Source organism: Coralliovum pocilloporae, assembly GCF_030845175.1.
Taxonomy (GTDB): domain Bacteria; phylum Pseudomonadota; class Alphaproteobacteria; order Rhizobiales; family Cohaesibacteraceae; genus Coralliovum; species Coralliovum pocilloporae.
In genome coordinates, this window is sequence record NZ_CP132542.1 from 3,421,279 (window position 1) to 3,446,742 (window position 25,464).

Consider the following 25,464-nt stretch of genomic DNA (forward strand, 5'->3'; position numbering starts at 1 on the left):
CAAAGCAGACATCATGGCGCGTTCGGTTACAAAACTTCCCAAAGACCCTGGGCCTTCCGGATGGAACGCCATTCTGCCAGATTATGAGGCTCCACGCGTTCTCAAGGAGCACCGGACGGCAGACTGGCTCATCATTGGTGGCGGTTTTGCAGGCCTGTCAGCAGCACGCCGCCTAACTCAACTGCGTCCTGATGACAATGTTGCACTTGTTGAGGCTGGTCGCGTCGGCAACGGACCCGCCGGTCGCAATTCCGGCTTCATGATCGATCTGCCGCATGACCTGTCATCTGACAACTATTCCGGCAGTGAGCAGGATCAGGACCGCAAGCAGACAGAGATGAACCGCACGGCCATCCAGTTTGCACGTGAAGCAGCCGAGGAATACGGCCTCGGCTCCGATGTCCTTAATCCCTGTGGCAAGATCAACGGAGCCGCTACCGAGAAAGGTGTCAGGCATAATCTGGCCTATGCGGAAAAACTGGCCAATGTGGGAGAAGCATCCGAGCTTCTTGATGCCAGAGATATGAAGGATCTCACCGGTATCGACTATTATCTAGGTGGCCTCTACACCCCCGGCACTGCCATGCTGCAACCGGCTGCTTATGTAAGGGGACTGGCAACAGCCCTGCAGCAAAAGATAGATCTCTATGAACAGACCCCGGCGGTTTCCTTCAAGCGGGTTGGCTCGGTCTGGCATGTGGGAACGCCGGAAGGATCAATTGAAGCCCCTACAGTCATCATGGCGGTCAATGGGCATATCCAGAGCTTTGGCTATTACCCGAAGCAGTTGATGCACGTGTTTACCTATGCCTCCATGACCCGCGCATTGACTGAAGACGAAATCAACAGGCTCGGCGGCCATCGCCAGTGGCATATCACACCTGCAGACCCCATGGGCGCAACCATTCGCCGGATTTCCGGCACTGGCGGAGATCGTATCATTGTCAGAACCCGCTTCACCTATGATCCGTCCATGGAAGTGAGCGATGACCGTCTCACCAGCGTCGGCAAGGCCCAACAGAAGAGCTTTGACGCCCGATTCCCGATGCTTGCGGGAATGGACATGGACTATGTCTGGGGCGGACGCTTATGTGTGAGCTGGAACGGTGTTCCGGCTTTTGGCCCGCTCGATGACGGGCTTATCTCTGCCTGCTGTCAGAACGGTCTTGGCGCGGCCAAGGGAACCTTGTCCGGCATGCTCGCCGCAGAATTGGCCACCAAGTCAAACAATCCGATGATAGCTGAAATGATGGCCCAGCCCGCCCCAAAGAAGCTGCCGCCAGAGCCTCTCACCTGGTTTGGCGCCAACATGACAATGCGCTGGCGTGAATGGAAGGCAGGCAAAGAGGCCTAGGTGTGGTTCCCACGTGGGCGCAACACGCTTTAACCAGCGGGAATTACAGAGCGTGCGGGGCTTTCCTCTCAAAACCAATCGGTCTATCGTCCGGTCAGAGCGTATCCTGCCTATCAGAACATGAGAATCGCATGCTTCCACGACATCAACACATTCTGGATCTGGCCCGGGCCGAGGGTCAGGTTCTTGTTGATGCCCTGGCTGAACAGTTCAACGTTTCCCCTCAGACAATCCGCAAGGATCTGAATGAACTCTGCGACAAACAGCTCCTGTTCAGAACCCATGGCGGGGCCATTCTCTCCTCACACACGGAAAATCTGGAATATGCTCGGCGTGGACAGATTGCAGCGCCTGAGAAACAGGCCATCGCCCGCATTGTCGCTGACCTGATCCCTCAGCGAGCATCTCTCTTCATCAATATAGGCACAACCACCGAAGCAGTCAGTCAGGCTTTGCTGGAGCATGAACGGCTGATGGTCATCACCAACAATATCAATGTGGCCAATATCATGCGTCCGCATGAGCATGTGGAAGTGATGATCGCCTGTGGTCTGGTTCGCGGGTCAGATGGTGGCATCGTTGGAGAGGCCGCGGTTGATTTTATCAGGCAGTTCAAAACCGATTATGCCATTATCAGCGCGTCGGCTGTCGATCAGGACGGCACGTTGATGGACTACGATTATCGCGAAGTCAAAGTCTCCCAGGCCATCATCCAGAATGCACGCAATGTCATTCTTGTGGCCGATTCAAGCAAGTTCGAGCGTTCCGCTCCCGTACGGATTTGCGCCCTTGAAGAGATCGACACCTTCGTGACCGGAGATGGGGTACCGAAGGGAATCGAGACGCTGTGCGCCACGCATAACGTGACACTTATCAAGGCCACTTGAGTCTCCTAATTCCCAAGCCTGCGCTTGACTTTCCATAGTACCGGCGGCAAGACAGGTCGTCTCCGGGGCAGTACCATCCCGGACCAGTTCATCCTCAGAGAAAAGCCGGATATCTTATGTCAAACTCCGCTCCCCGCGTCTCCTATGTCAGTCTTGGCTGCCCGAAAGCTCTGGTGGACTCAGAGCGGATCATTACCCACCTGCGGGCAGAAGGGTATGAGATCACCATGGAGCACAAGGGCTCCGATGTGGTGATCGTCAATACCTGCGGATTTCTCGACAGCGCTCAAGCCGAGTCTCTCAGTGCTATCGGTGAAGCGTTGAATGAAAACGGCAAGGTGGTTGTAACCGGCTGCATGGGGGCCGAGCCTGAGAAAATTCTCGCGCCCTACCCCAATGTCCTGTCCGTCTCCGGCCCGCAACAATATGAAACCGTAATCGACGCGGTTCATCGTGCGGTCCCCCCGGCACATGACCGGTTCACGGATCTGGTCCCGCCGGAAGGCATCAAGCTCACCCCGCGCCATTACGCCTATCTGAAGATTTCGGAAGGCTGTTCCAATCGCTGCACCTTCTGCATCATCCCGCAATTGCGCGGGGATCTGGTATCGCGCCCGGCCAATGAAGTGCTGCGGGAAGCAGAGCGACTGGTCAATGCAGGTGTGAAGGAACTGCTGGTCATTTCACAGGACACCAGCGCCTACGGGCTCGACATGAAATATGCCGAGAGCCCTTGGAAAGACCGCTCCGTCCGCTCCAAGTTCCTGGATCTCTGCACAGAACTGGGCGAACTGGGGGCCTGGGTGCGCCTTCACTATGTTTATCCTTATCCTCATGTGGATGAAGTCATTCCCCTGATGGCCGAGCGCAAGGTTCTGCCCTATCTGGATATCCCGTTCCAGCATGCATCCCCTGCAGTGCTCAAGAACATGCGCCGCCCGGCCCATCAAATCAAAACTCTCGACCGGATTAACGCATGGCGTGGCATCTGCCCGGATCTGGCCATTCGCTCCACCTTCATCGTCGGCTTCCCTGGTGAGACCGATGAGGATTTCGAGTTTCTTCTCGACTGGCTGCGGGAAGCCCGTCTTGAGCGTGTCGGCTGCTTCCAGTACGAGCCGGTGGATGGGGCCAAATCGAATGGCATTGCGGACGAAGTGCCAGACGACGTGAAAGAGGACCGCTGGCACCGCTTCATGCAGGTACAGCAGGAAATCAGCGCAGACATCCTGCAGAAGAAGATCGGCCGTGATGTAAAAGCCATCATCGACGAAGTTGATGAACATGGCCCGGTTGGCCGCACAGAATGGGATGCACCGGAAATTGACGGCATGATCCATCTGTCCGGTGATGAAGCCGTCAAACCCGGCGACATCGTCACAGCAACGATCACCCATGCAGATGAGTACGACTTTGTCGGCACCATCAAATCGGTCGACTGACATCGCGGAGCCCGAGTTGATTTGCCTCATGTGAGAACGTGTGCAGGCGCGCTACCCTCACAACATCCTGAGACACAGCGGATATGGAGGTCGTGATGGCTGCACAATCGACTGACGGGCTTTTAAGGCAGATTATCGAGCTGGCGAAAGAGAAAGGCCTGCGCATTGCGACCGCCGAAAGCTGCACAGGTGGCATGATCGCAGCACGGCTGACTGATATCCCCGGCTCATCTTCTGTCTTTGAGCGAGGCTTCGTCACCTATTCCAATGAAGCCAAGATCGAAATGCTGGGTGTTCGCACCGCTGTTCTGCTGGAACACGGAGCCGTCAGCGCCCCCGTCTCCAAAGCCATGGCGGAAGGCGCCCTGTCATCCAGCAATGCAGATCTGTCTGTGGCCGTAACAGGTATTGCAGGTCCAGGCGGGGAAACAGACGGGAAGCCCGTTGGCCTCGTCCATCTTGCAACAGCCAATCGCAACGGACCATTACTACACCGGGAAATGCGCTATGGTGATCTGGGCCGCGCAGGCATCAGAGAGGCAACCGTTCTGACCGGCCTCGAAATGCTGTTTGAGCAGCTAAAAACAGATTAAGTTAGTGCATTCAGGCCTCATGCTGCGACTTCGCACGAAACCCAAGTTGTTCGCACCTATGTGAGATCGGTTGTCTCAACACAAAAGCTGATTGTGCTGCGGAGAATTGAAACATCGATATGACCAACCTATAATTCAGGTGGGACTAGATGGCTCCAGGCTTATCCGGAATGAATGAAACTGATGCACAAACTCTGGAATTCTATGACTCTGATGCATCAGCTTATGCAGAACGACAGCCTCACAAGAAAGATGAGGAAGCGCTCAACCAGTTCATGGAGCACTTGCCAGAAGGAAGTGCTGTTTGCGACCTTGGATGCGGCAACGGATGGGCCTCTGCTAAACTCATAGAACATGGTTTTCAGGTGACGGCGGTTGACGGATCAGCGGGGCTGGCGTTGGAAGCAAACCGAAATTATGGCGTGTCAGTCAACGTCATGACATTTGAAGATTTCAAATACCATGCGACGTTCCACGGATTATGGGCATGTTGGTCGTTATATCACTCGCCCCGTGCAAATTTTCCAAAGCTTCTGAAAAGAGTTTCTGACAGTGTCATTCCAGGCGGAGTATTGTTCATTTCTGTCAAAGGTGGGACAGGTGAGAGTCGGGATTCCTTTGGTCGATTCTATTCCTATTTCGAATGGAATGAGCTGAAGGATATCATAGAAACTACTGTAGATGGGATAATCATCAACCAAGACAGTTGGTCAGACAAGTGTTTCGAGGGCAAGAATACGCTGCTTCATCAGGTTCTCATACGAAAGTCAGGTTAGCCCACTCGCTGCAACGCACCTGCCTCAGAAATCCCACTGCTTTCGGAGCAAAGCACGGTAATATGAAGAGCTCCGATATCAGCCGTAAACCAGCCCGGCCCGTTGCTCAAATGCATCGGAGAATTTGCGGAACGCCTTGTCGAACATGGCGCCCATAAGAATACCCAGAGCTTTGCTGCGAAATTCATAGTCAATGTAGAAATCCACGTGGCAGCCGCCCTCGGTTTCGAGAAAGGTCCAGCGGTTTTCCAGATGTTCAAACGGCCCGTCCAGATACTCGGCTACGATCAGCTTTTGCGCCGGATCAAGCGTTACTTTTGATGTAAACGTTTCCCGCACCAGCTTGTAAGCCACGGTCATGTTGGCAATCAGAATTTCCCGTCCATCATCCTGCACCTTGCGGCCGCGTACCTGCAAGCGATCGCACAGTGGTACAAATTCCGGATAGCGTTCGACATCCGCAACCAAACGAAACATCTCGTCCGGCGTATGACGCACCAGCTTACGCGACTGAAACTTCGGCATTGGGCTCTTAACCTCAGGAGACCTTCGTGGCTCGCGCGGCCTGAAGCTTCTTGAAATCATCTCCGGCATGGTGAGATGATCGTGTCAGAGGGCTTGCAGAAACCAGCAGGAAACCCTTTGCATAAGCAATGGTTTCGAGGGATTTGAATTCTTCCGGCGGCACAAAACGGATAACCGCATGGTGTTTACGGGTCGGCTGCAGATATTGGCCAACCGTAAGGAAATCCACGTTCGCGGTTCTCAGATCATCCATCAGCTGAAGAATTTCGTTCCGCTCTTCACCAAGACCGACCATGATGCCCGACTTGGTGAACATATCCGGATCCAGCTCCTTCACCCGCTGCAACAGGCGAATGGAATGGAAATAGCGCGCACCAGGGCGCACTGTCAGATAGTTCGATGGAACCGTCTCAAGATTGTGGTTGAAGACATCCGGTTTGGCATCAACAACGATCTCGAGCGCCCCCTCCTTGCGGAGGAAATCAGGCGTCAGAACTTCAATGGTTGTTTCCGGCGACTTGTTGCGGATGGCACGGATCACATTGGCAAAATGCGTTGCACCGCCATCATCCAGATCATCACGGTCAACAGACGTGATCACCACATGCTGTAGGCCCATGGACGCGACGGCCTCCGCAATTCCTTCAGGCTCGTTCTGGTCAACCGGCCCAGGCATACCAGTCCGCACGTTGCAGAAGGCGCAGGCACGGGTGCAGGTATCACCCAGAATCATGAAACTCGCATGCTTCTTCGACCAGCATTCTCCAATATTCGGACAGCCAGCCTCTTCACATACCGTTACAAGATTGTTGTTGCGAACAATCTTGGTCGTTTCCTTAAACACCTGAGACCCTGGAGCCTTGACCCTGATCCAGGCCGGTTTACGCTGGATGGGATTGTCAGGCCGGTGAGCCTTTTCCGGATGACGCGGGCGCTTCTGCTCCCCGGAAACCGTGTCGACAATCGTAACCATCAGGCAAACTCCATCAAGGATCCGCACAGGATATTGCCACGCGCATAAAGGCGGCAAATCCGGCTTTGGTCAAAGAAAGACAATGCCCGGCACTGCCTTTCACTCTTACTTCTTTACGGCGCGATAGACCACAAGGACCAATATTGCACCACCACTGGCAACAATCAGCTGGTCAATAAATCCACCAACCAGATGAAGGCCCAGCCTGCTGGCGATAAATCCGCCAACAAAAGCCCCCACCAGTCCCACAACCAGGTTGGTGAGAAGTCCGTGATCCGACTTCGTAACCTTTTCCGCAATGTACCCGGCAAGAATGCCGATCACGATCCAGGCTATGAATCCCATAGCGTGTCTCCTGTAATTTGTACGTACCCCCTGTACAAATTACGTATGTATCACTCTATCATAGGCATCCAAAACACTTTCGTGCATCATTTCAGACAGGGTCGGATGCGGGAACACCGTATGCATCAGCTCTTCTTCAGTGGTTTCAAGCCCCATGGCCACCACAAACCCCTGTATAAGCTCGGTCACTTCAGCGCCAATCATGTGAGCACCGATCAGCTGCCCGGTCTTGGCGTTGAACACGGTCTTGATAAGACCTTCCGGCTCTCCAAGGGCAATTGCCTTGCCGTTACCTGAGAACGGGAAGCGACCGACACGAACCTCAATGCCGCGTTCCTTCGCAGCCTTTTCCGTCAGACCAACGGACGCGACCTGCGGGTGACAGTAGGTGCAGCCCGGGATCTGTTCCTTGTCCATTGGGTGCGCATTGAGCCCCGCAATTTTCTCGATGCAGATGACACCCTCATGCTCGGCCTTGTGAGCCAGCATCGGCGGGCCAGCCACATCACCAATCGCGTAGAGGCCGGGTACATTGGTCCGACCATAGCCATCTGTGACAATGCAGCCGCGATCGGTTTTCACCCCAAGTGTCTCAAGGCCGATATTCTCGACATTTCCAACCACACCGACAGCGGAAATAACGCGATCAACGGTGACTTCCGTCACCTTGCCTTTCGCATCTTCAATGCTGGCAGTCACATTGTTCGCGCCTTTTTTCAAAGCCGTTACCTTGGATTTGGTCTTGATGGTCAGTCCCAGCTTCTTGAACTGCTTTTCAGCTATCTTGGCAATCTCGGGATCTTCCACCGGCATCACCTGGTCCATAACCTCAACCACGGTCACATCCGCTCCAAGCGCATTGTAGAAGCTGGCAAACTCGATACCGATTGCACCGGACCCAACGACCAGGAGAGATTTCGGCATCGCGTCAGGGACGAGTGCCTCGAAATAGGTCCAGACCAGTTTTCCATCCGGCTCGAGGCCCGGCAATGCACGAGGACGGGCACCTGTCGCAACAATCGTGTGCTTGGCGGTGTAGTCACCGGCATTCTCTCCGGCAACCTTGATCTTGCCAGGCGCGGTCAAGGTCGCTTCGCCCTTGATCACAGTGACTTTATTTTTCTTCAGCAGGAAACCGACGCCATTATTCAGGCGCTTGGATACGCCACGGGAGCGCTCTACAACAGCCTTCAGATCAAAACTCACCTTGTCGACAGAGAGGCCATAATCACCGGCATGCTGCATATAATGGTAGATCTCTGCAGAACGCAAAAGAGCCTTTGTCGGAATACAACCCCAGTTGAGGCAGATGCCACCAAGCTCATTCTTCTCGATGATCGCTGTCTTAAAGCCCAGTTGCGCAGAGCGAATGGCCGTCACATAACCGCCCGGTCCCGAACCGATGATGATGACATCAAATGCTGTATCCGCCATTTTCATTCCTTTGTCTTGCTAGACCGTGCAGTGCGTGGCAGGTTGCCTCGATCCTTTATGAAGCGCGTGCGCTCCACCCCATTGAAGTTTCATGATGCTCGATAAAACAAAAGCCCTTGTACTCCTGTGCGTCGCCCAGGTGGCTGTTGTCTCTCTGTGGTTTTCCGCCTCCGCGGTCGCTCCGGACCTGCAGCGGGAATTTGCGATTTCGCCGGACCGGATGGCCCTGCTGACCTCTGCCGTACAGGTCGGCTTTGTCGTCGGCAGTCTTATCAGCGCCATTGCCGGGCTTGCAGACAGAATGGACCCGCGTCGCTTTTTCATGATTTCGGCGCTCGTAGGTGCCAGCGCCAATGCCGCATTCCTTCTGGTGGAACCCGGCTCGTGGAGCTCCATAACGCTGCGCTTCATGACCGGTGCCATTATGGCAGGCACGTATCCTGTCGGAATGAAGCTGGCTGTGAGCTGGTCGAACAAGTCGGATGCGGGTCTCCTGGTCGGCACCCTTGTGGGCGCTCTGACACTCGGCTCCGCCATGCCACATCTGTTTGCTTTCTTCGGTGGTCTCGACTGGCGCGTCGTGCTGCTTGCAGCTTCGGCCTTTGCCGTATCCGGTGCCGTTATTATCAACTGGGTTCAGCCCGGCCCCGGCCTCAAGCGTGCTGCCCGTTTCAACCCGCAGACCATTCTTCGTGCCTGGCGCCATAAGCCGACCCGCCTCGCCAATTTCGGCTATTTCGGCCATATGTGGGAACTCTATGCCATGTGGGGCTGGATCGGCGTCTTTCTGATTGCCAGCTTTGAAGCATCCGGCCTCGGCGATCCGTACGGTGCTGGCAAGATTGGAGCCTTCTTCGCTGTTGCCATAGGAACTGTCGGAGCGGTCTACGGAGGTTGGATTGCGGACCGGATCGGCAGAACAATGCTGACCATGCTGGCGATGACCATCAGCGGTCTCTGTGCCCTGCTGATCGGCTTTACATTCGGTGGCCCGGTCTGGCTGATGGTCCTGATTATCGGCATATGGGGCATCAGTGTGATCGCCGACAGCGCCCAGTTCTCCACCAGCGTTTCTGAGCTGGCTCAACCGGATACAATCGGCACCATGCTGACCGTGCAAACCGCTACCGGGTTCGCTCTGACGCTCATCACTGTGCAAGGCATGCCCCATTGGGTATCTCTTGTCGGTTGGCAATGGGCCTTTGCCCCTCTGGCAATCGGCCCCTTCCTTGGCGTTTATGCCATGTATCGCCTCCGGCTGAGACCGGAGGCAACACAGCTTGCCAATGGGAAACGCTAGACCAGCATTCCCATCGGGTTTTCGATATAGGCCTTGAAGGCCTGGAGAACCTGGGCTCCGAGCGCACCGTCAACCGCACGATGGTCAGTGGAAAGCGTCACGCTCATCACTGTTGCCGCTGCCAGAGCACCGTCTTTGACAACAGCCCGCTGTTCACCGGCACCCACCGCGAGAATGGTTGCATGCGGCGGGTTGATCACCGCCGAAAACTCTTTGACCCCAAACATGCCCAGATTGGACACAGCCGACGTGCCACCCTGATATTCCTGCGGCTGAAGTTTTCTGTCGCGGGCACGGCCTGCCAGATCCTTCATTTCATTGGCAATCGTAGAGAGCGTCTTCTGCTCCGCCTTGCGAATGATTGGCGTAATCAGGCCGCCGGGAATAGACACTGCCACACCGATATCGGCATGTTTGTGGATCAGCATTTCGCCATCTGTCCAGCTTGCATTCGCATCCGGGACATCCCGCAAGGCAAGCGCATGCGCCTTGATCACCATGTCATTGACAGAAATCTTGTAAGCTGGCTTGCCGTCCTTGTCCTTCGGAGCAGCATCATTCAGCTGCATGCGAAGAGCCAGAAGCGCATCAAGCTCACACTCGACAGTCAGATAGAAGTGCGGCACGGTCTGCTTGGCTTCCGTCAGACGCTTGGCGATGGTCTTCCGCATGCCATCATGCGGCACAGCCTCATAACTGCCCTCTTCAAACAAGGCCTTGACCTTATCATCGGACGGTCCGGCTGGAGCTGGGGCCGCCGCAGCAGCAGGTGCCGCTGCAGGAGCGGCTTCGGCTTTCGAACCGGCTTTTCCGACACCAGTCTCAAGCGCGTTTTCGATATCGCGTTTGACGATGCGGCCACGCGGTCCTGTTCCTGACAGAAGAGACAGGTCAAGGCCATTCAGCCCGGCAAGACGACGGGCCAGCGGAGACGCAAAAATGCGTTCACCACCGGATGCTGCGGGCGCTGCTGGCGCAGGTTGAGCTGCTGCAGGTGCAGCGGCCACAGCAAGTGCTGGAGCTTCAGCAGCCGGAGCAGCCGCGGGTGCTGCAGGAGCCGGAGCCGCAGCCCCGTCAAGAGCAGACGCGTCTTCGCCATCTTCAAGCAGAAGGGCAATCGTGGTGTTGACGGCAACATCCGCTGTTCCGTCTGCCACCAGGATCTTGCCGATGACACCTTCATCGACGGCTTCCACTTCCATGGTCGCCTTATCAGTCTCAATCTCGCAAAGCACATCGCCGGAGGAGACTTCATCGCCTTCTTTGACAAGCCATTTGGCCAGATTTCCGGATTCCATCGTTGGTGACAGGGCCGGCATCAGAATATTGATTGGCATCTTTCTTCCCCCAATGCTCAGGCGTATGTCACAGCTTTGACAGCGTCGATGACCTCACCCACATTTGGCAGGGCCAGCTTTTCCAGATTGGCCGCATAAGGCATCGGCACATCCTTGCCGGTGACGCGCACAACAGGCGCATCCAGATAGTCAAATGCTTCTTCCATCAGGCGCATGCCGATTTCAGAGGAAATCGAGCACTGTGGCCACCCCTCTTCCACCGTCACGCAGCGACCGGTCTTGATAACAGAGCGGGTCACTGTCTCCATATCCAGCGGACGCAGGGTTCGAAGATCGATGACCTCGGCCTCAATACCCATACCTGCCAGTTCTTCTGCAGCCTGGGTGGCATAGGTCATGCCAATGCCGAATGAGACAATGGTCACATCATTGCCCGGGCGAACAACCTTGGCCTTGCCAATCGGCACCGTGAAGTCATCCAGAGCCGGAACATCAAAGCTCTGACCGTAGAGAATTTCGTTCTCAAGGAAGACCACCGGGTTCGGGCTGCGGATCGCTGACTTCAGCAGGCCTTTGGCATCTGCTGCAGACCAGGGCTGAATAACCGTCAGACCCGGAACAGCGCTGTACCAGGCTGAATAGTCCTGGCTGTGCTGGGCCGCAACACGCGCAGCCGCACCATTGGCACCGCGGAAGACAATCGGACAGCCAACCTGACCGCCGGACATATAAAGCGTCTTGGCAGCGGAGTTGATGATGTGGTCAATCGCCTGCATGGCGAAGTTGAATGTCATGAACTCAACAATCGGACGCAGGCCGGTAAATGCGGCACCGGCACCAAGACCGGCAAAGCCATGCTCGGTGATTGGTGTATCAATCACCCGACGCTCGCCAAACTCGTCCAGAAGGCCCTGGGTGATCTTGTAAGCACCCTGATATTCAGCAACTTCCTCACCCATGACGAAGACATCGCCATCCCGGCGCATCTCTTCAGCCATGGCATCGCGCAGCGCTTCACGCACTGTCGTCGACACCATTTCCGTGCCTGCCGGAACTTCAGGGTCTGCTTCCACAGGTGCGGCCACAGGAGCCGCAGGGACCGGAGCAGCAGCAGGAGCCTCGACCGGTGCCGCAGCCGCTTCAGGAGCAGCGGCAGGCTGAGCAGGAGCTGCATCCATCGCAGAAGCGTCTTCACCGTCTTCAAGCAGGATAGCAATTGCGGTGTTCACCTTTACGGCTTCCGTACCCGCATCAATCAGGATCTTGCCGATGGTGCCTTCATCAACGGCTTCCACTTCCATGGTTGCCTTGTCGGTTTCGATCTCGGCGATCACATCACCTGAGGAGACTTCATCCCCCTCTTTCACGAGCCACTTGGCGAGATTGCCCTCTTCCATGGTCGGAGAGAGCGCTGGCATCAAAATTTCAATTGGCATCGAAGCACTCCTTCCAATCAGCGGGTAATATCAGTCCAGAGCTCGGATACATCCGGCTCGGGATCTGTCTGGGCAAATTCTGCGGCTTCAGAAACGACCTGGCGCACTTCCTTGTCGATGGCTTTCAGATCGTCTTCCGTCACCCATTTCTTGTCCAGCATGCGCTGACGGACCTGCTCAATCGGGTCATGCTCGTTGCGCATTTTCTGCACTTCATCCTTGGACCGGTATTTCGCCGGGTCGGACATGGAGTGACCGCGATAGCGATAAGTGATCATCTCAAGAATATAAGGACCATCACCGGCCCGGCAGTGTGCCATGGCCCGGTCTGCTGCATCCTTGACGGCGCGCACATCCATCCCGTCGACCTGCTCACCCGGGATTCCAAAGGAGGCACCGCGCTGGGAAAGGTCTGTTGTTGAGGAGTGACGCTCAACTGACGTGCCCATGCCGTATTTATTGTTCTCAATGACGTAGATGACCGGCAGGTGCCAGAGCTTCGCCATATTGAAGCTCTCGTAAACCTGTCCCTGGTTGGACGCACCGTCACCGAAATAGGTCAGGCTGACATTGTTATTGCCGCGATATTTGTTGGCAAAGCCAAGGCCTGTGCCAAGAGACACCTGGGCACCCACAATACCGTGGCCACCGTAGAAGTGCTTTTCGACGCTGAACATGTGCATCGAACCGCCCTTGCCTTTTGAGAGGCCACCGGCACGCCCGGTCAACTCAGCCATCACACCTTTCGGGTCCATACCGCAGACGAGCATATGTCCATGGTCACGGTAACCGGTAATAACCTGGTCCCCTTCAATGGAGGCCATCTGCATGCCGACAACAACAGCTTCCTGACCGATATAGAGGTGGCAGAAGCCGCCGATGTAACCCATGCCATACAACTGCCCCGCCTTTTCCTCAAAACGCCGGATCAGAAGCATGTCGCGATAAGCGCGCATATCTTCTTCCTGATTGAACTCAGGCGTTTTGGACGTTGTTTTGGAAGAGCGGGACTTGGAAGCAGTGGATCGTTTGGGTGTTCGGGATTGTGTGGCAGCCATATGGGCACTCCGAGCGTTTCCTGATCGCGATGCAGTTAACCTAAAGGAAGACGCGGAGACTGCCAAGCCGTATCTCACTGAGAAAAAAGGCTATAGACGTATGTTTTAGAACAATTTTTGAAAATAAACTTAAATCAAGCTAATTTATATAATTAACTTAATTCAGGGTGATTTATAGAATCTCTGGTCGTTATTCGTGCGGCAGCACAACAATATCATTGACGTGCACATAATTCAGATTACGCCGGGCAAGCTCATCAATCAAATCCCGGTCCAGGCTTTCCGGCTTGAGCAGAGACACGCGATGTTCGATTCGCAGCTTCTCTGACTGCAGAGCAGCAAGTTCTGCCTCAAGAGACGCAATCCTAACGGCCATACGCTTCTTCGCATAAACACCGTAGTCACCATTGAGAGCATGAAAAGCAAAATAGGAAAGACAGAGTACGCATAGAAGCGGAACATACAGTTTCGCAACAACCCGGCGCTTTCTCTGCCGCGTACTCATAACAAGCCGTACTCCAACACAATTCGGCGAATTGTGACGGTACTCACTACACACCCGCCACACTCTTATGACTACGGCGCTAAGGTTAAGAAGAGGTTTGCAAGCAGGCGGGTGTGATCAAGTTCTGCAAGAAAAGTGTGCCAATTCACACCCGGATTTCACATTCATAAATTCAGACTTTTTGATGCGAAAAGATCTGGAATGAGCTGCGGATGTGTACTGACCTCAGACCAGGATCAAAACTCATTGCTGATGTTCATTCTAGAGACAGCACCCTGACAACAGGGCCATGAGGAACAGAAACGGGGTCAGAGCATATCGCTCTGACCCCGAAAGCAATCAATCGTCTATCCTCCGGCCAACTGTGAAGGCCGGACGGATCAATCAGCGCTTGAGAATGCTCCGCCCAGCATAGACCGCCTGAGGGCCGAGCTCTTCTTCAATCCGAATGAGCTGATTGTATTTGGCCAACCGGTCAGACCGTGCAAGAGAGCCTGTCTTGATCTGTCCGCAATTGGTGGCAACAGCCAGATCAGCAATTGTGGAATCTTCCGTTTCACCGGAACGGTGAGACATAACAGCGGTGTAGCTGGCCTTATGCGCCATCTCAACCGCATCAAGTGTCTCGCTGAGTGATCCGATCTGGTTCACTTTCACAAGTATAGAGTTGGCCACACCCTGGGCGATGCCCTGCCCCAGGCGCTCGGAATTGGTGACAAACAGATCATCACCGACCAACTGGCAACGGTCACCGACTTTTTCCGTCAGGGCCTTCCAGCCATCCCAGTCGTCTTCCGCCATGCCATCTTCAATCGAGATGATCGGATAATCATCCACCAGTGCAGCAAGATAGTCGGCCATTTCCTCAGATGAGAGAACCTTACCCTCGCCTGACAGATTATACTGACCGTCCTTGAAGAATTCCGTCGATGCCACATCAAGGGCAAGACAGACATCATCGCCCGGCGTGTAACCGGCAGCGGAAACAGATTCCATAATGAAATCAAGTGCGGCGCGGGTTGAAGCGATATTCGGTGCAAAACCGCCTTCATCACCAACATTGGTGTTATGGCCAGCCGCATTCAACGCTTTCTTCAGCGTGTGAAAGATTTCCGACCCCATACGAACAGCCTCGGAAATTGATTCAGCACCGACCGGCATGATCATGAATTCCTGAACATCAATCGGGTTGTCCGCATGCTCACCACCATTGATGATGTTCATCATCGGCACCGGCAGCGTCCGGGCATAGGCGCCACCCACATAACGGTAGAGTGGCAGGCCGGATGCCTGGGCCGCCGCTTTGGCAACTGCAAGAGAAACACCGAGGATGGCATTTGCACCGAGACGGCCTTTGTTGTCAGTTCCATCGAGCTGGATGAGCGCTTCATCGATATGAATCTGGTCTTCTGCATCCATGCCGCTGATTGCCGAGAAAATCTCATCATTCACGGCATCAACAGCCTTCAGAACACCCTTGCCCAGATAACGTTCGCCGCCATCACGCAACTCGACCGCCTCATGAGCACCGGTAGACGCGCCGGACGGCACAGCCGCACGACCAAAAGACCCATCCTCCAGGATGACATCAACTTCAACGGTCGGATTACCCCGACTGTCCAGAATTTCACGGGCGGTGATGTCAACAATGGCGGTCATCTGATGTCCTCTTTGCAAATCGCAGGGCCTAGCATTTCGAATTCCCTCGCTTCTAACCGAACGAAACCGAGAATGAAAGAGACAGATACATCCCCAAAATGACGGTAATGCAACAAAAGGGCGAAACCGTCCTGTCAGCAAAACACTTACGCCGGCAACAGACATTGCTTCAAAGTCTGTTTTGGCCAAAGCTCTACCAATCATGCAGAATAAATGCCGATTGATCTCAGGGAGGGTCAGATGCAGGGTCACTGTTTGTGTGGAGCAATCCGATTTGAAGTGGATGAGCCGGTAGAGGCCTGCGTCAATTGCCATTGCGAGAGCTGCAGGCGCCAATGCTCAGCCCCAATGACCACATATATCGGCGTTCTGGACAAAAACTGGCGCTGGATTTCAGAACCGGCCAAGGTCTACAGATCGTCTCCTGGCGTCGAGAGGCGGTTCTGTGCCGAATGCGGCACCCCTATCTCGTTCAGATCGCTCAAGATGTCTGACACCATGCATTTCTATGTGGCTGCGATGGAGAGACCTGAACGATTCGAGCCAAGCCTGCATGTTTCACATGAGGAGAAATTGCCCTGGCTCAAGCTGGCAGATGGACTGCCAACCTGTGTCGGACCGGATTATACCAAAGCCGAGATTCAGGACGCTGATAACAGTGCCGACAATCAGCCGGATTGAACCACCGTTCCATCCAACAAGGCCTGAACTCTCTCAGCGATTGCCAGACAGGATGTGAGGCCCGGTGATTCTATACCGTGCAGCCCCACATAGCGCACGCCCTCCACACCATCCGAGACATTGATGACAAAATCTCCGCCACGCATAACCTTTGGCCGTATACCGGCGTAAGACGGGACAAGATTGTCCGGCTCAAGATCAGGGAAATATGAACGAACACGCCCTGTAAACCGTGCGGCAAGTTCACTGGAGACGGAGTAATCCAATTGATCCGGTTCAGTCTCGGGCAAGAGCCAGTCCACATCAGGGCCAAACCTGCCACTGCCAGCCATATCAAGGGTAAAATGCACCCCCAGGCCACCCGGTTCCGGAATTGGATAGATCAGACGGGAGAACGGCGTTTTGCCGGAATAAGAACAATAGCACCCCTTGGCGAACCGAAACTCTTCAATCTGATCCGGATCGGCTCCCAGCATTGTAGAGACGCGGGCAGAAAAGAGACCGGCTGCATTGACGACAAGCCGTGTCCGGAGCCGATATTGGTCCTGGCCGTCTTCAAGACTGACGGATAGTTCCCCTCGCTGCCAGTCCCCTCCATTAACTGAGGAGCGGAAGGCTATGAAACCGCCTGCATCCTCTATTTCGCCAACAAAGGATGTCATCAGTGCATGGGAATCAACAATACCTGTCGACGGAGAACAGACAGCCGCTACAGAGAACAGGGCCTGCTCCTCTTGCCTCTCCCGGGCGGAAAGGAAGTAGAGATCTTCAACGCCTTTATTCCGCGCATCGGACACAATGCCGGAGAGTGTGTCCTCTTCGGACGGATTTGTTGCAACAATCCATTTGCCGATACGTTGATGAGGAACATGGAAATTGCGGCAATAGTCATAGAGCAAATGCTTGCCGCGCTGGCAAAGTTCGGTCTTGAGCGATCCTGCCGGATAATAGATCCCGGCATGAATGACCTCAGAGTTTCGGGAACTCGTCTCCATGCCGACCATATCGTGCTGTTCCAGAACAAGAACAGAATGGCCCGAGAGCGCCAGAGCCCGCGCCACCGCAAGCCCCACAACGCCAGCACCAATCACAACAGAATCGAACTCGTAATCGGCCATCATCAGCTCTTTTTCTCGTTCATGACAGATGAAACCTACAGGAACCGCATGTCGAAAACACGTCTGCATTAACCGGTGTGAAAAAGAACTGGTACAGAGTGGATCTGCTGCCTAAATTAGCGGCAATCTGATCAACCTGTGAAAAAGACAAATCTCCATGGATACAAAACTTCTGGGACAAGCCGCCGAGGTTCCTCAAACGCCTGAAGAGGCCATTCTGGATCGCGTGCCCAATCCGCACACAGATACAGATTACGTGACCCGTTTCGTCTGCCCGGAATTCACTTCGATCTGCCCAGTGACGGGGCAGCCCGATTTCGCCCATATCGTCATTGATTACATCCCTGACGAATGGCTGGTTGAATCCAAAGCCCTGAAACTCTTCATGCAATCCTTCCGCAATCATGGTGCTTTTCATGAAGACTGCACGGTAATGATCGGCAAGCGTCTTGTGGAAACGCTGTCGCCGCGGTGGCTGCGGATCGGTGGATACTGGTATCCGCGTGGCGGCATCCCGATTGATGTCTTCTGGCAAACCGGTCAGCAGCCAGATGGCGTCTGGATTCCTGATCAGGGTGTCGTTCCCTATCGTGGCCGGGGATAAACATCATGTCAGTCCTGATTATCACCAATGGCGACTCCGCTGCCAGCCTGCTGGAAGAGGCAAAGCTGGCCGACACTGTTCTTCCGTGGCGCGATGTCCTCCACGAAGGCCCGCTGCCGCAGGACAAGCAAGGACCGGATTTCTGGGCTGTCCGAGCGGATTACCTTGCCAGCCAGTTTGGCGGGGCACGGGATGAGATTCTGAAGGACTTCGAAGACCGTCATGCCATCCTCGAGAATCACGAGGCCTTTGAGCGCATTGAACTGTGGTTCGAGCACGACCTCTATGACCAGCTGCAGCTCATTGAGTGCCTGACAGTGCTTGCGGATCTCAACGCAATCAACAAGACTTACCTGGTCCAGTCCCCCACATTTCTCTCCATGAAGACCGCAGAGACAATCGGCGACCTCCTAAGCCTGCGGGTTCCGGTAGCCCCTGCGGCTCTGGTGTCGGCACAGAAGGCATGGCTTGCAGTACGTTCATCCAACCCGCAGGCCATCGAAACCATGCGCGCGGATGAGATCACAGATCTGATGTTCCTCCGGCCCGCGCTCAAGCGTCTGCTGCAGGAATATCCCGGCCCTGAAGGTCTCTCACGAACCGAGCGGCAAATCCTTTATTCCATTGATCGCGGGATAAGCCGCACCGGCATGCTGTTCGCCAGAGCGCTGAATATGGAAGAAGCGGCTTTTATGGGAGATCTATCCTTCTACACCATTCTGTCTTCCATGCAGCACTGTGCCTTCCCGCTTGTCCAGGGCCTCTCGGAACCCTTCTCAAGCGCTGTTATGGATGACGGTGAAAGGCGGAAGGCCTTCATTACCAGCAATCTCGAACTGACGCAGACAGGCAAAGATGCCCTCAATGGCAAGCTCGATATTATCGGTCTGAACGGTATAGACAGGTGGATTGGCGGCCATCATCTGAAAGGCCTGCCCTGCTGGCGCTGGGATGATGAGAACGAACGTCTGGTCGCACCACCGCTCAGTCATTGATCAGCAACATACAAAATCAGAGGAGTTGGCGGTACTATCACATGAGCGTTATTGCCAGCTTCCAACAGCATATAGATACAATTTTATTCAATCCGATAGCCAGATATTAAGATCGCATCCTTAAACTAAGCCGTATCTATGACAAGAGATCGGTCTCTACCATGTCTTTCACGCTCAAAAGCCTATTCAAACGGTTTCGCCACGATGAGCGCGGCGCGGTCGTTATCATGTTCGCGCCGATATCATTGATGCTTATTATCAGTGTTGGTGCTGCTATTGATTATACCCGCCTTGCAACAACGCGAAACACCATTCAGGATCTGGCCGATGCCATGGCAATTGCTTCGACACGGGGGTTGCTGATCAGCGAGTCCGAAGCGCGGAACGAAGCCAGTCGGGTGTTCGATTCAAACCAGCGCTATTATTCAGAAGACATGAACCTGCGCTTCAACCGGACCAGTGATCTGGAGATTACTAATACAATCGATACCAGAGCTGCCGGTGTTACCGTTCATGCCGAGGTCAAGACTGTCTTCTCTGGCCTACTTTCCCTGCAGTCCGTAGATTTTTCTGTCTTTTCCCGCAGTGAAGTGAACGAAGACAATATTGAAATCGTTCTCGTACTCGACGTATCAGGTTCCATGTCGGGCACGAAAATTAAAAACTTGCGTACGGCTGCCGCCGATTTCATGAATATCATCTTCGGCGAAAAATCAACGGCGGATAATATTCGTATTACAGTCATTCCCTATTCGGGCAATGTTCGGTTTCCAGCGGGTTATGGTAGCTGGTTGCATCCTGATCACAATCCCAACGCATCCTTCAATGGGTGCTTCCAGGTCATGGGATCCAAGCTGGAAAAATATAATGGCCAAACGAATATAAGCAGGGTTTCCGCCCGGCAGATGACACTTTACAGCGGCATCGGCGGCATGCGTCGAGACTATCTCGATTCAGGTGGGTCAAGCAGTACCAGGCGTCATGGCGCAAGACGGACACAAGCAGATGCACAATGTCTGACACGCTCACAGCATGCAATTCTGGCCTTTTCCAACAGCAAATCACGCCTGGTGAACTATGTCCGCAACCTGCAGACAGAAAAGCGAACTGCAACAGACATTGCCATGTCATGGGCCCGGAGATTTACCAGTCAGACCTGGAGAGGCCGGTTTCTTGAAAGTGGTCAGTACCCGCAGAACCGCAATGATGCAAAAAAGATCATCGTCCTCATGACCGACGGCGCGATCTATCATGGCAGTACCAGACATGACAGAGGAGATCACGGCTATTCAACAGGAAAAGCCGGTCAGTTTTTCGACTCCGTCTGCAGTCTGACCAAAACTGATGGCGTGGAGATATTTACAATTGGATATTCAGTGAGTAACAGCACTCTTCTGAATCAGCTGAAGCGCTGCGCAACAACTGTAACGGATCACTATTTCAATCCATCAATCGCCAACTTGAAGAAGACGTTTGAAACGATTGGAAAGAACATCACAGAGCTTCGCCTGACGAACTAGGTGTGATCAGGCTGTAGTGCAACAAACCGGGCAGGATTATTCCAGTCCGGTTTTTGCTATTTTATCAAAGGCCATAAGGGTCTTGAGCAAGCTCTTGAACTCATTCAGCGGCACCATATTGGGTCCGTCAGATGGCGCTGTATTCGGGTCCTGATGGGTCTCGATAAAAAGACCTGCAACACCAACAGCTACCGCTGCTCGAGCTAGAACCGGAACGAACTCACGCTGGCCACCGCTGGTCGCACCTTTACCACCTGGCTGCTGCACAGAATGGGTCGCATCAAAAATCACCGGAGCACCGGTCTCTGCCATAACCGGCAGGCCGCGCATGTCAGAGACCAGCGTATTGTAGCCAAAACTGCTACCGCGCTCTGTCAGCATCACTCTGTCATTGCCCGATGCAGTGACCTTGTTGACCGCATGCGCCATATCCCATGGCGCCAGGAACTGTCCCTTCTTCACATTGACCACAGCACCGGACTGGGCTGCCGCAACCAGAAGGTCCGTCTGACGACAGAGAAAGGCCGGGATCTGAAGCACATCGACAATCTCTGCCACCGGCGCACATTGATGCGGTTCATGCACATCTGTCAGCACCGGCAGGCCAAATGTCGTCTTGACTTCAGAAAAGACAGACAGCGCCTTTTCAAGACCAATGCCACGCCCGGAGGACACACTCGACCGGTTAGCCTTGTCAAAAGACGATTTGTAGACAAGACCAATACCCAGATCATCGGCCATCTCTTTCAACGCGCTGGCCATCTCCATGGCGTGATCACGGCTTTCCATGGCGCATGGCCCGGCGATGACCGAAATGGGAGCCTTGTTGGAGAAGGTCACCGATCCCAGAGTGATGGACGATGCAGGTACGAGCATATCAGACATGAAACCTCTCTACAGCGTGCTTCTGAAAAGTTGACAGACTTTTCAGATAAAAGCTCGCGCAAAAATAAACTCTTAAAGCACCGCACCCAATTCAAGTTAAAGGTCTGGTGCTCTAAAGGCATGAAACAGGTGCAGGAATTCAGACCTGTTCAAAAATCAGCCCTGTACCGAACAGATCGGCAGGTTGAATAACAAGCGTGTCACGGAACTCGGAAAATCCGATTCCCGACTTCTCTACAATAGAGCAAAGTGCGGCCAAATCGCGAACACCGACCCGGATAGCCTGCAAAAACAGCCCCTCACCCGTCTGCTCATGCGATTGAAGCCCATACAACACCTGCGCTGCACTTGGGGTAACCGCTGCAATCTGCCCCCGAGGGGTCTCAAGTTCAAGCCCGAGGCTGGTGGCTCGCATTTCACGCTGGCCGGAAAAGCCGCCCAGAAACTCGTGGTGACTGGCGGGTTCCGCAGCCGTCAGCACAACACCCGTGACAGAACACGCACCATTGGCATGCGTCTGATAATCGGACTTCCAGAAGTTTTCCGGATAAAGATTATGGCAGGTGAAGAACATCATATCAGGCGACAATGCGTCCCTGACAAAGGTCAGATCAAAGGCAACCTTGCGCACAGATCCATCCGGACCAACGGCCTCGCGCTCAAAGCCAAAGGGTTCACAAACATCCAGTGCCAGTGTTTCGAAATCTGAGCGGTCTTTCGCCGCGTCACGACTTTCAACAACCAGCATGGAACCGCCCTCATACCGGGCCAGCACATCGCGGTTGAACCCACCAAAACTGAACGTCTTCCCGGCACCGTCCGCAATAAGGTTCGGCCGGTCAGCCGTCAGGATTTCAAAGAAAAATCCGTCCAGCTGAACAAGCCGGTTGGCGGTCCCCCAGGGATGCTCACCGCGCGGCGTTACCGAAAAGCCAAGCGCCTCATAGCGCTCGGCAGCCCGGTCGAGATCCTGAACAGCGAGAACCACATGATCGAGACCACGCACATCAAGCATCGCAAAAAGCCCTATACCAGACGGCTTTGTTCAACAGCCGCAGCGATGAACGAGCTGAACAGAGGATGCGGCTCAAACGGACGCGATTTCAGCTCCGGGTGATACTGCACACCAATGAACCAGGGATGATCCGGATATTCTACGGTTTCCGGCAGGAAACCGTCCGGCGATGTTCCCGCAAAACGCATCCCGGCCTCTTCCAGCCGGTCACGATAGGACGCATTCACCTCATACCGGTGGCGATGCCGCTCGGAGATTGATGTGGATCCGTAGACATCCGCAATCCGGGACCCGGCAGAAAGGCTCGCCGGATAGGCGCCCAGGCGCATTGTGCCGCCCATGTCACCATCGGCCAGACGAACCTGTCGCTCATTGCCCTGAACCCACTCGGTCATCAGGCCAACAATCGGCTCTTCTGTCGGGCCGAACTCTGTCGAGCTGGCCTTTTCGATACCGGCCAGATTGCGTGCCGCTTCAACAACCGCCATCTGCATGCCGAAGCAGATACCAAAATACGGAACATTCCGCTCACGAGCGAACCGGACCGCTTCGATCTTGCCGGCAGCCCCACGCTCACCAAATCCGCCCGGCACCAGGATGCCATGCACATGCGACAGGTAAGGTGTCGGATCTTCCTGTTCGAAAACTTCCGATTCGATCCATTCCAGATTGACCTTGACCCGATTGGCAATGCCACCATGGGTCAGAGCTTCAATCAGGGACTTATAGGCATCCAGCAGGCTCGTATATTTGCCAACCACAGCAATGGTGACTTCGCCTTCCGGGTTCTTGATCGTCTCGACGATCTGTTCCCACTGGCTCAGGTCAGGCTCATTACGGTCTTCAATGCCGAATGCATTGAGCACTTCATTGTCCAGCCCCTCATGATGATAGGCCAGAGGCACCTCATAGATGGTTTTCACATCGAGGGCCTGGATGACAGCGCTTTCCCGAACATTACAGAACAGCGACAGCTTGCGGCGCTCGCCTTCCGGAATCGGTCGGTCGCAACGGACCAGAAGAATATCCGGAGCGATACCAATGGACCGCAACTCCTTCACAGAGTGCTGTGTCGGCTTCGTCTTCAGCTCACCCGCGCTCGGAATGTAAGGCATCAGGGTCAGATGAATATAGATCGCATGACCACGGGGCAGCTCATTGCCCAGCTGACGGATTGCCTCAAAGAACGGCAAGGCCTCAATATCACCAACCGTGCCACCAATCTCACACAGGACGAAATCATACTCATCGTTGCCATCCAGCACGAAGTTCTTGATCTCGTCGGTCACATGCGGAATCACCTGAACAGTTCCGCCGAGATAATCTCCGCGGCGTTCCTTTGTCAGAATGTCCTGATAGATGCGACCGGTCGTGATGTTGTCACGCTTGTTACAGGGGCGCCCTGTAAACCGCTCATAATGCCCCAGATCAAGGTCCGTTTCGGCACCATCGTCGGTGACAAAACATTCCCCATGCTGATAGGGCGACATCGTGCCCGGATCAACGTTGAGATAGGGATCGAGTTTACGTAGCCTGACGGAATAGCCACGTGCCTGAAGTGCCGCTCCAAGGGCCGCAGACGCAAGCCCTTTGCCTAGCGACGAAACCACACCGCCGGTGATGAAAATATACCGCGCCATGGGCGTGCAGAGTACCGTGTTCTTGTTGATTCGCAAAAGGGTGAATGCATGTTTCCACGCAAAAGAAACCGGCCGGTCGACAAATTCATCAACCGGCCGGAATCAAAACTCAATCCACGTTATTCAGCCGCAGGAATCTGCGGCCCTGACGTGGTCTCGCCGCTCTGCTGACGCAGGACATCGAGAATACCGTTACCGGAACCGGACGAACCATCCGTGTTCGTGCCACCAGCCGCGCCATCATTGGTCTGCTGTTGTTCCACATTATCCAGAATGGAGGACGGTGGATTATCAACACGAGCCAGAATGGTCAGGGTGATTGACGTGGCAAAGAATACGGTCGCCAGAATAGCCGTTGTCCGGGTCAGAACATTAGTTGCTCCGCGATTGGTCATGAAACCACCGCCGCCACCGCCGCCGCCCATGCCGAGCGCACCGCCTTCAGACCGCTGAAGCAGTACCATGGCAATCAGCGCCAGAACCACAAGCAGGTGGATCACAATCAGAGCTGTTTCAAAAATGCCTTCCATGGGATTTGGTCATCCTTTGGGTTGGCGCAGACAAAACGCGCCATACCTGTCATATGAGATCTGAGGCGCGTTCTACACGAACTCGCCCCAGCTTTCCAGTCGCTAATCGGTAAAACCGTGAAATTAGCCGTATGCCGCCGCAATACCGAGGAAATCAGCGGCTTTCAGGCTGGCACCACCCACCAGTGCGCCGTCAACATTCTCCACAGCCATCAGCTCTTTCGCATTGCCCGGCTTAACCGAACCACCATAGAGAATCCGCATCTGCGCGCCTTCTTCACCGAACCGATCAGTAAGTTCCTTACGGATATGGGCATGAACTTCGGCCACATCAACCGCGCTCGGGGTCCGACCGGTACCAATGGCCCAGACAGGTTCATAGGCAACGACAGTATTGTCTGCGCGAGCCCCATCAGGAACAGATCCGGCAACCTGACTGCCGATTCGGTCAAGGGTCGCACCCTGGTCCCGTTCAGCTTCCGTTTCACCGACACAGACAATAGCGATAAGGCCAGCGCGCCATCCGGCTTCTGCCTTGGCTTTCACAGTCCCATCACTCTCACCATGATCTGCACGACGCTCGGAATGGCCAACGATCACGGCGGACGCTCCTGCATCAGACAGCATCTCGGCAGACAGATCACCCGTATGAGCACCTGACGCGTTCTGATGACAATCCTGACCACCTGTTGTGATACCACTCCCAACAGCACTAACCGACATGGTGTAGAGCAGCGTGGCAGGCGGGCAGATCATCAGATCGACTGCAGACTGAAGCTCCGCACCATAGCCTTTACCCATCGCCTGAAACTCGGAGAGAGCCTCTTTCAGGCCGTTCATTTTCCAGTTTCCGGCAACAAGTGGTTTAGGAGCTGTCATGATAAAATCCTC

The 25,464-nt window shown here is 54.5% G+C and carries 25 protein-coding genes; 10 read left to right on the forward strand and 15 right to left on the reverse strand.

The window, feature by feature from the left end:
- The first annotated feature begins 13 nt into the window (after positions 1-13).
- The 5 genes from RA157_RS15480 to RA157_RS15500 all read left to right on the forward strand — a co-directional run bounded on the left by RA157_RS15480 (position 14) and on the right by RA157_RS15500 (position 5,052).
- Positions 14-1,354, forward strand: a complete 1,341-nt coding sequence (locus RA157_RS15480) for an NAD(P)/FAD-dependent oxidoreductase (RefSeq protein ID WP_350334022.1) — start codon at positions 14-16, stop codon at positions 1,352-1,354.
- A gap of 131 nt (positions 1,355-1,485) precedes the next feature.
- Entirely contained in the window at positions 1,486-2,241 is a 756-nt protein-coding gene (locus RA157_RS15485; RefSeq protein ID WP_350334023.1) for a DeoR/GlpR family DNA-binding transcription regulator, read from the forward strand.
- A gap of 116 nt (positions 2,242-2,357) precedes the next feature.
- Positions 2,358-3,683, forward strand: coding sequence for a 30S ribosomal protein S12 methylthiotransferase RimO (rimO, locus tag RA157_RS15490; RefSeq protein WP_350334024.1), 1,326 nt, complete (start codon positions 2,358-2,360; stop codon positions 3,681-3,683).
- Between the two features lie 95 nt (positions 3,684-3,778).
- Entirely contained in the window at positions 3,779-4,276 is a 498-nt protein-coding gene (locus RA157_RS15495; protein ID WP_350334025.1) for a CinA family protein, read from the forward strand.
- Between the two features lie 149 nt (positions 4,277-4,425).
- Positions 4,426-5,052, forward strand: a complete 627-nt coding sequence (locus RA157_RS15500; protein ID WP_350334026.1) for a class I SAM-dependent methyltransferase — start codon at positions 4,426-4,428, stop codon at positions 5,050-5,052.
- 78 nt (positions 5,053-5,130) lie between these two features.
- On the opposite strand, the gene RA157_RS15505 is transcribed toward RA157_RS15500, so the two are convergent.
- The 4 genes from RA157_RS15505 to lpdA all read right to left on the reverse strand — a co-directional run bounded on the left by RA157_RS15505 (position 5,131) and on the right by lpdA (position 8,329).
- On the reverse strand, positions 5,131-5,577 hold the full coding sequence (locus RA157_RS15505; RefSeq protein ID WP_350334027.1) for a type II toxin-antitoxin system RatA family toxin: 447 nt from the start codon (positions 5,575-5,577) through the stop codon (positions 5,131-5,133).
- 13 nt (positions 5,578-5,590) lie between these two features.
- Positions 5,591-6,550, reverse strand: a complete 960-nt coding sequence (gene lipA, locus RA157_RS15510) for a lipoyl synthase (RefSeq protein WP_350334028.1) — start codon at positions 6,548-6,550, stop codon at positions 5,591-5,593.
- A gap of 105 nt (positions 6,551-6,655) precedes the next feature.
- Positions 6,656-6,895 carry a GlsB/YeaQ/YmgE family stress response membrane protein gene (locus RA157_RS15515; RefSeq protein WP_350334029.1) on the reverse strand — a complete coding sequence of 80 codons (240 nt, stop codon included), beginning with the start codon at positions 6,893-6,895 and terminating at the stop codon, positions 6,656-6,658.
- A 39-nt stretch (positions 6,896-6,934) separates the two neighbouring features.
- The gene (lpdA, locus tag RA157_RS15520) at positions 6,935-8,329 is read right to left on the reverse strand and encodes a dihydrolipoyl dehydrogenase (RefSeq protein ID WP_350334030.1); all 1,395 of its coding nucleotides are present in this window, start codon (positions 8,327-8,329) and stop codon (positions 6,935-6,937) included.
- Positions 8,330-8,420: 91 nt separating this feature from the next.
- On the opposite strand from lpdA, the gene RA157_RS15525 reads away from it, so the two are divergent.
- Positions 8,421-9,629: an MFS transporter gene (locus RA157_RS15525; RefSeq protein WP_350334031.1), complete on the forward strand. Its 1,209-nt coding sequence runs from the start codon at positions 8,421-8,423 to the stop codon at positions 9,627-9,629.
- Here RA157_RS15525 and RA157_RS15530 read toward each other — a convergent pair.
- From RA157_RS15530 to eno, 5 genes are all read right to left on the reverse strand, one after another.
- Positions 9,626-10,966, reverse strand: coding sequence for a pyruvate dehydrogenase complex dihydrolipoamide acetyltransferase (locus RA157_RS15530; RefSeq protein WP_350334032.1), 1,341 nt, complete (start codon positions 10,964-10,966; stop codon positions 9,626-9,628). The two genes, RA157_RS15525 and RA157_RS15530, sit on opposite strands and share 4 nt — an antisense overlap.
- Positions 10,967-10,983: 17 nt before the next feature.
- Positions 10,984-12,363 carry a pyruvate dehydrogenase complex E1 component subunit beta gene (locus RA157_RS15535; RefSeq protein ID WP_350334033.1) on the reverse strand — a complete coding sequence of 460 codons (1,380 nt, stop codon included), beginning with the start codon at positions 12,361-12,363 and terminating at the stop codon, positions 10,984-10,986.
- Positions 12,364-12,380: 17 nt separating this feature from the next.
- The gene (pdhA, locus tag RA157_RS15540; protein WP_350334034.1) at positions 12,381-13,421 is read right to left on the reverse strand and encodes a pyruvate dehydrogenase (acetyl-transferring) E1 component subunit alpha; all 1,041 of its coding nucleotides are present in this window, start codon (positions 13,419-13,421) and stop codon (positions 12,381-12,383) included.
- A gap of 190 nt (positions 13,422-13,611) precedes the next feature.
- Positions 13,612-13,926, reverse strand: coding sequence for an FtsB family cell division protein (locus tag RA157_RS15545; protein WP_350334035.1), 315 nt, complete (start codon positions 13,924-13,926; stop codon positions 13,612-13,614).
- Between the two features lie 384 nt (positions 13,927-14,310).
- Positions 14,311-15,585: a phosphopyruvate hydratase gene (gene eno, locus RA157_RS15550; RefSeq protein ID WP_350334036.1), complete on the reverse strand. Its 1,275-nt coding sequence runs from the start codon at positions 15,583-15,585 to the stop codon at positions 14,311-14,313.
- A 240-nt stretch (positions 15,586-15,825) separates the two neighbouring features.
- Between eno and RA157_RS15555 the strand changes: the two genes are divergently transcribed.
- Complete coding sequence (locus RA157_RS15555) at positions 15,826-16,266, forward strand: GFA family protein (RefSeq protein WP_350334037.1); 441 nt, start codon at positions 15,826-15,828, stop codon at positions 16,264-16,266.
- Here RA157_RS15555 and RA157_RS15560 read toward each other — a convergent pair.
- Positions 16,254-17,387 carry an NAD(P)/FAD-dependent oxidoreductase gene (locus RA157_RS15560; RefSeq protein ID WP_350334038.1) on the reverse strand — a complete coding sequence of 378 codons (1,134 nt, stop codon included), beginning with the start codon at positions 17,385-17,387 and terminating at the stop codon, positions 16,254-16,256. The genes RA157_RS15555 and RA157_RS15560 overlap by 13 nt on opposite strands.
- 154 nt (positions 17,388-17,541) lie before the next feature.
- Here RA157_RS15560 and queF point away from each other — a divergent pair, with 154 nt between their 5' ends.
- The 3 genes from queF (at position 17,542) to RA157_RS15575 (ending at position 20,503) form a co-directional block, all read left to right on the forward strand.
- Complete coding sequence (gene queF, locus RA157_RS15565; RefSeq protein WP_350334039.1) at positions 17,542-17,988, forward strand: preQ(1) synthase; 447 nt, start codon at positions 17,542-17,544, stop codon at positions 17,986-17,988.
- 5 nt (positions 17,989-17,993) lie between these two features.
- A complete protein-coding gene (locus tag RA157_RS15570) occupies positions 17,994-18,983 on the forward strand; it encodes a DUF1835 domain-containing protein (protein WP_350334040.1) in 990 nt (329 codons plus the stop codon).
- 161 nt (positions 18,984-19,144) lie between these two features.
- The gene (locus RA157_RS15575) at positions 19,145-20,503 is read left to right on the forward strand and encodes a VWA domain-containing protein (RefSeq protein WP_350334041.1); all 1,359 of its coding nucleotides are present in this window, start codon (positions 19,145-19,147) and stop codon (positions 20,501-20,503) included.
- Between the two features lie 36 nt (positions 20,504-20,539).
- Here the strand turns inward: RA157_RS15575 and kdsA are convergent, their stop codons facing one another.
- The 5 genes from kdsA to tpiA form a co-directional block, all read right to left on the reverse strand.
- A complete protein-coding gene (kdsA, locus tag RA157_RS15580) occupies positions 20,540-21,388 on the reverse strand; it encodes a 3-deoxy-8-phosphooctulonate synthase (RefSeq protein ID WP_434058450.1) in 849 nt (282 codons plus the stop codon).
- 139 nt (positions 21,389-21,527) lie between these two features.
- Complete coding sequence (locus RA157_RS15585) at positions 21,528-22,403, reverse strand: VOC family protein (RefSeq protein WP_350334042.1); 876 nt, start codon at positions 22,401-22,403, stop codon at positions 21,528-21,530.
- An 11-nt stretch (positions 22,404-22,414) separates the two neighbouring features.
- On the reverse strand, positions 22,415-24,043 hold the full coding sequence (gene pyrG / locus RA157_RS15590) for a CTP synthase (RefSeq protein ID WP_350334043.1): 1,629 nt from the start codon (positions 24,041-24,043) through the stop codon (positions 22,415-22,417).
- Positions 24,044-24,162: 119 nt separating this feature from the next.
- Entirely contained in the window at positions 24,163-24,573 is a 411-nt protein-coding gene (secG, locus tag RA157_RS15595; RefSeq protein WP_350334044.1) for a preprotein translocase subunit SecG, read from the reverse strand.
- Between the two features lie 123 nt (positions 24,574-24,696).
- A complete protein-coding gene (tpiA, locus tag RA157_RS15600; protein ID WP_350334045.1) occupies positions 24,697-25,452 on the reverse strand; it encodes a triose-phosphate isomerase in 756 nt (251 codons plus the stop codon).
- Positions 25,453-25,464: the final 12 nt, after the last annotated feature.

Coding starts and splice junctions, on each gene's coding strand:
- RA157_RS15545 (WP_350334035.1), bottom strand. CDS start 13,926: ATGAGTACGCGGCAGAGAAAGCGCCGGGTTGTTGCGAAACTGTATGTT.
- rimO (WP_350334024.1), top strand. CDS start 2,358: ATGTCAAACTCCGCTCCCCGCGTCTCCTATGTCAGTCTTGGCTGCCCG.
- pdhA (WP_350334034.1), bottom strand. CDS start 13,421: ATGGCTGCCACACAATCCCGAACACCCAAACGATCCACTGCTTCCAAG.
- queF (WP_350334039.1), top strand. CDS start 17,542: ATGGATACAAAACTTCTGGGACAAGCCGCCGAGGTTCCTCAAACGCCT.
- pyrG (WP_350334043.1), bottom strand. CDS start 24,043: ATGGCGCGGTATATTTTCATCACCGGCGGTGTGGTTTCGTCGCTAGGC.
- RA157_RS15500 (WP_350334026.1), top strand. CDS start 4,426: ATGGCTCCAGGCTTATCCGGAATGAATGAAACTGATGCACAAACTCTG.
- lipA (WP_350334028.1), bottom strand. CDS start 6,550: ATGGTTACGATTGTCGACACGGTTTCCGGGGAGCAGAAGCGCCCGCGT.
- RA157_RS15585 (WP_350334042.1), bottom strand. CDS start 22,403: ATGCTTGATGTGCGTGGTCTCGATCATGTGGTTCTCGCTGTTCAGGAT.
- eno (WP_350334036.1), bottom strand. CDS start 15,585: ATGACCGCCATTGTTGACATCACCGCCCGTGAAATTCTGGACAGTCGG.
- kdsA (WP_434058450.1), bottom strand. CDS start 21,388: ATGTCTGATATGCTCGTACCTGCATCGTCCATCACTCTGGGATCGGTG.
- RA157_RS15555 (WP_350334037.1), top strand. CDS start 15,826: ATGCAGGGTCACTGTTTGTGTGGAGCAATCCGATTTGAAGTGGATGAG.
- RA157_RS15570 (WP_350334040.1), top strand. CDS start 17,994: ATGTCAGTCCTGATTATCACCAATGGCGACTCCGCTGCCAGCCTGCTG.
- RA157_RS15480 (WP_350334022.1), top strand. CDS start 14: ATGGCGCGTTCGGTTACAAAACTTCCCAAAGACCCTGGGCCTTCCGGA.
- lpdA (WP_350334030.1), bottom strand. CDS start 8,329: ATGGCGGATACAGCATTTGATGTCATCATCATCGGTTCGGGACCGGGC.
- RA157_RS15530 (WP_350334032.1), bottom strand. CDS start 10,966: ATGCCAATCAATATTCTGATGCCGGCCCTGTCACCAACGATGGAATCC.
- RA157_RS15535 (WP_350334033.1), bottom strand. CDS start 12,363: ATGCCAATTGAAATTTTGATGCCAGCGCTCTCTCCGACCATGGAAGAG.
- RA157_RS15515 (WP_350334029.1), bottom strand. CDS start 6,895: ATGGGATTCATAGCCTGGATCGTGATCGGCATTCTTGCCGGGTACATT.
- RA157_RS15575 (WP_350334041.1), top strand. CDS start 19,145: ATGTCTTTCACGCTCAAAAGCCTATTCAAACGGTTTCGCCACGATGAG.
- tpiA (WP_350334045.1), bottom strand. CDS start 25,452: ATGACAGCTCCTAAACCACTTGTTGCCGGAAACTGGAAAATGAACGGC.
- RA157_RS15525 (WP_350334031.1), top strand. CDS start 8,421: ATGATGCTCGATAAAACAAAAGCCCTTGTACTCCTGTGCGTCGCCCAG.
- RA157_RS15485 (WP_350334023.1), top strand. CDS start 1,486: ATGCTTCCACGACATCAACACATTCTGGATCTGGCCCGGGCCGAGGGT.
- RA157_RS15505 (WP_350334027.1), bottom strand. CDS start 5,577: ATGCCGAAGTTTCAGTCGCGTAAGCTGGTGCGTCATACGCCGGACGAG.
- RA157_RS15560 (WP_350334038.1), bottom strand. CDS start 17,387: ATGATGGCCGATTACGAGTTCGATTCTGTTGTGATTGGTGCTGGCGTT.
- secG (WP_350334044.1), bottom strand. CDS start 24,573: ATGGAAGGCATTTTTGAAACAGCTCTGATTGTGATCCACCTGCTTGTG.
- RA157_RS15495 (WP_350334025.1), top strand. CDS start 3,779: ATGGCTGCACAATCGACTGACGGGCTTTTAAGGCAGATTATCGAGCTG.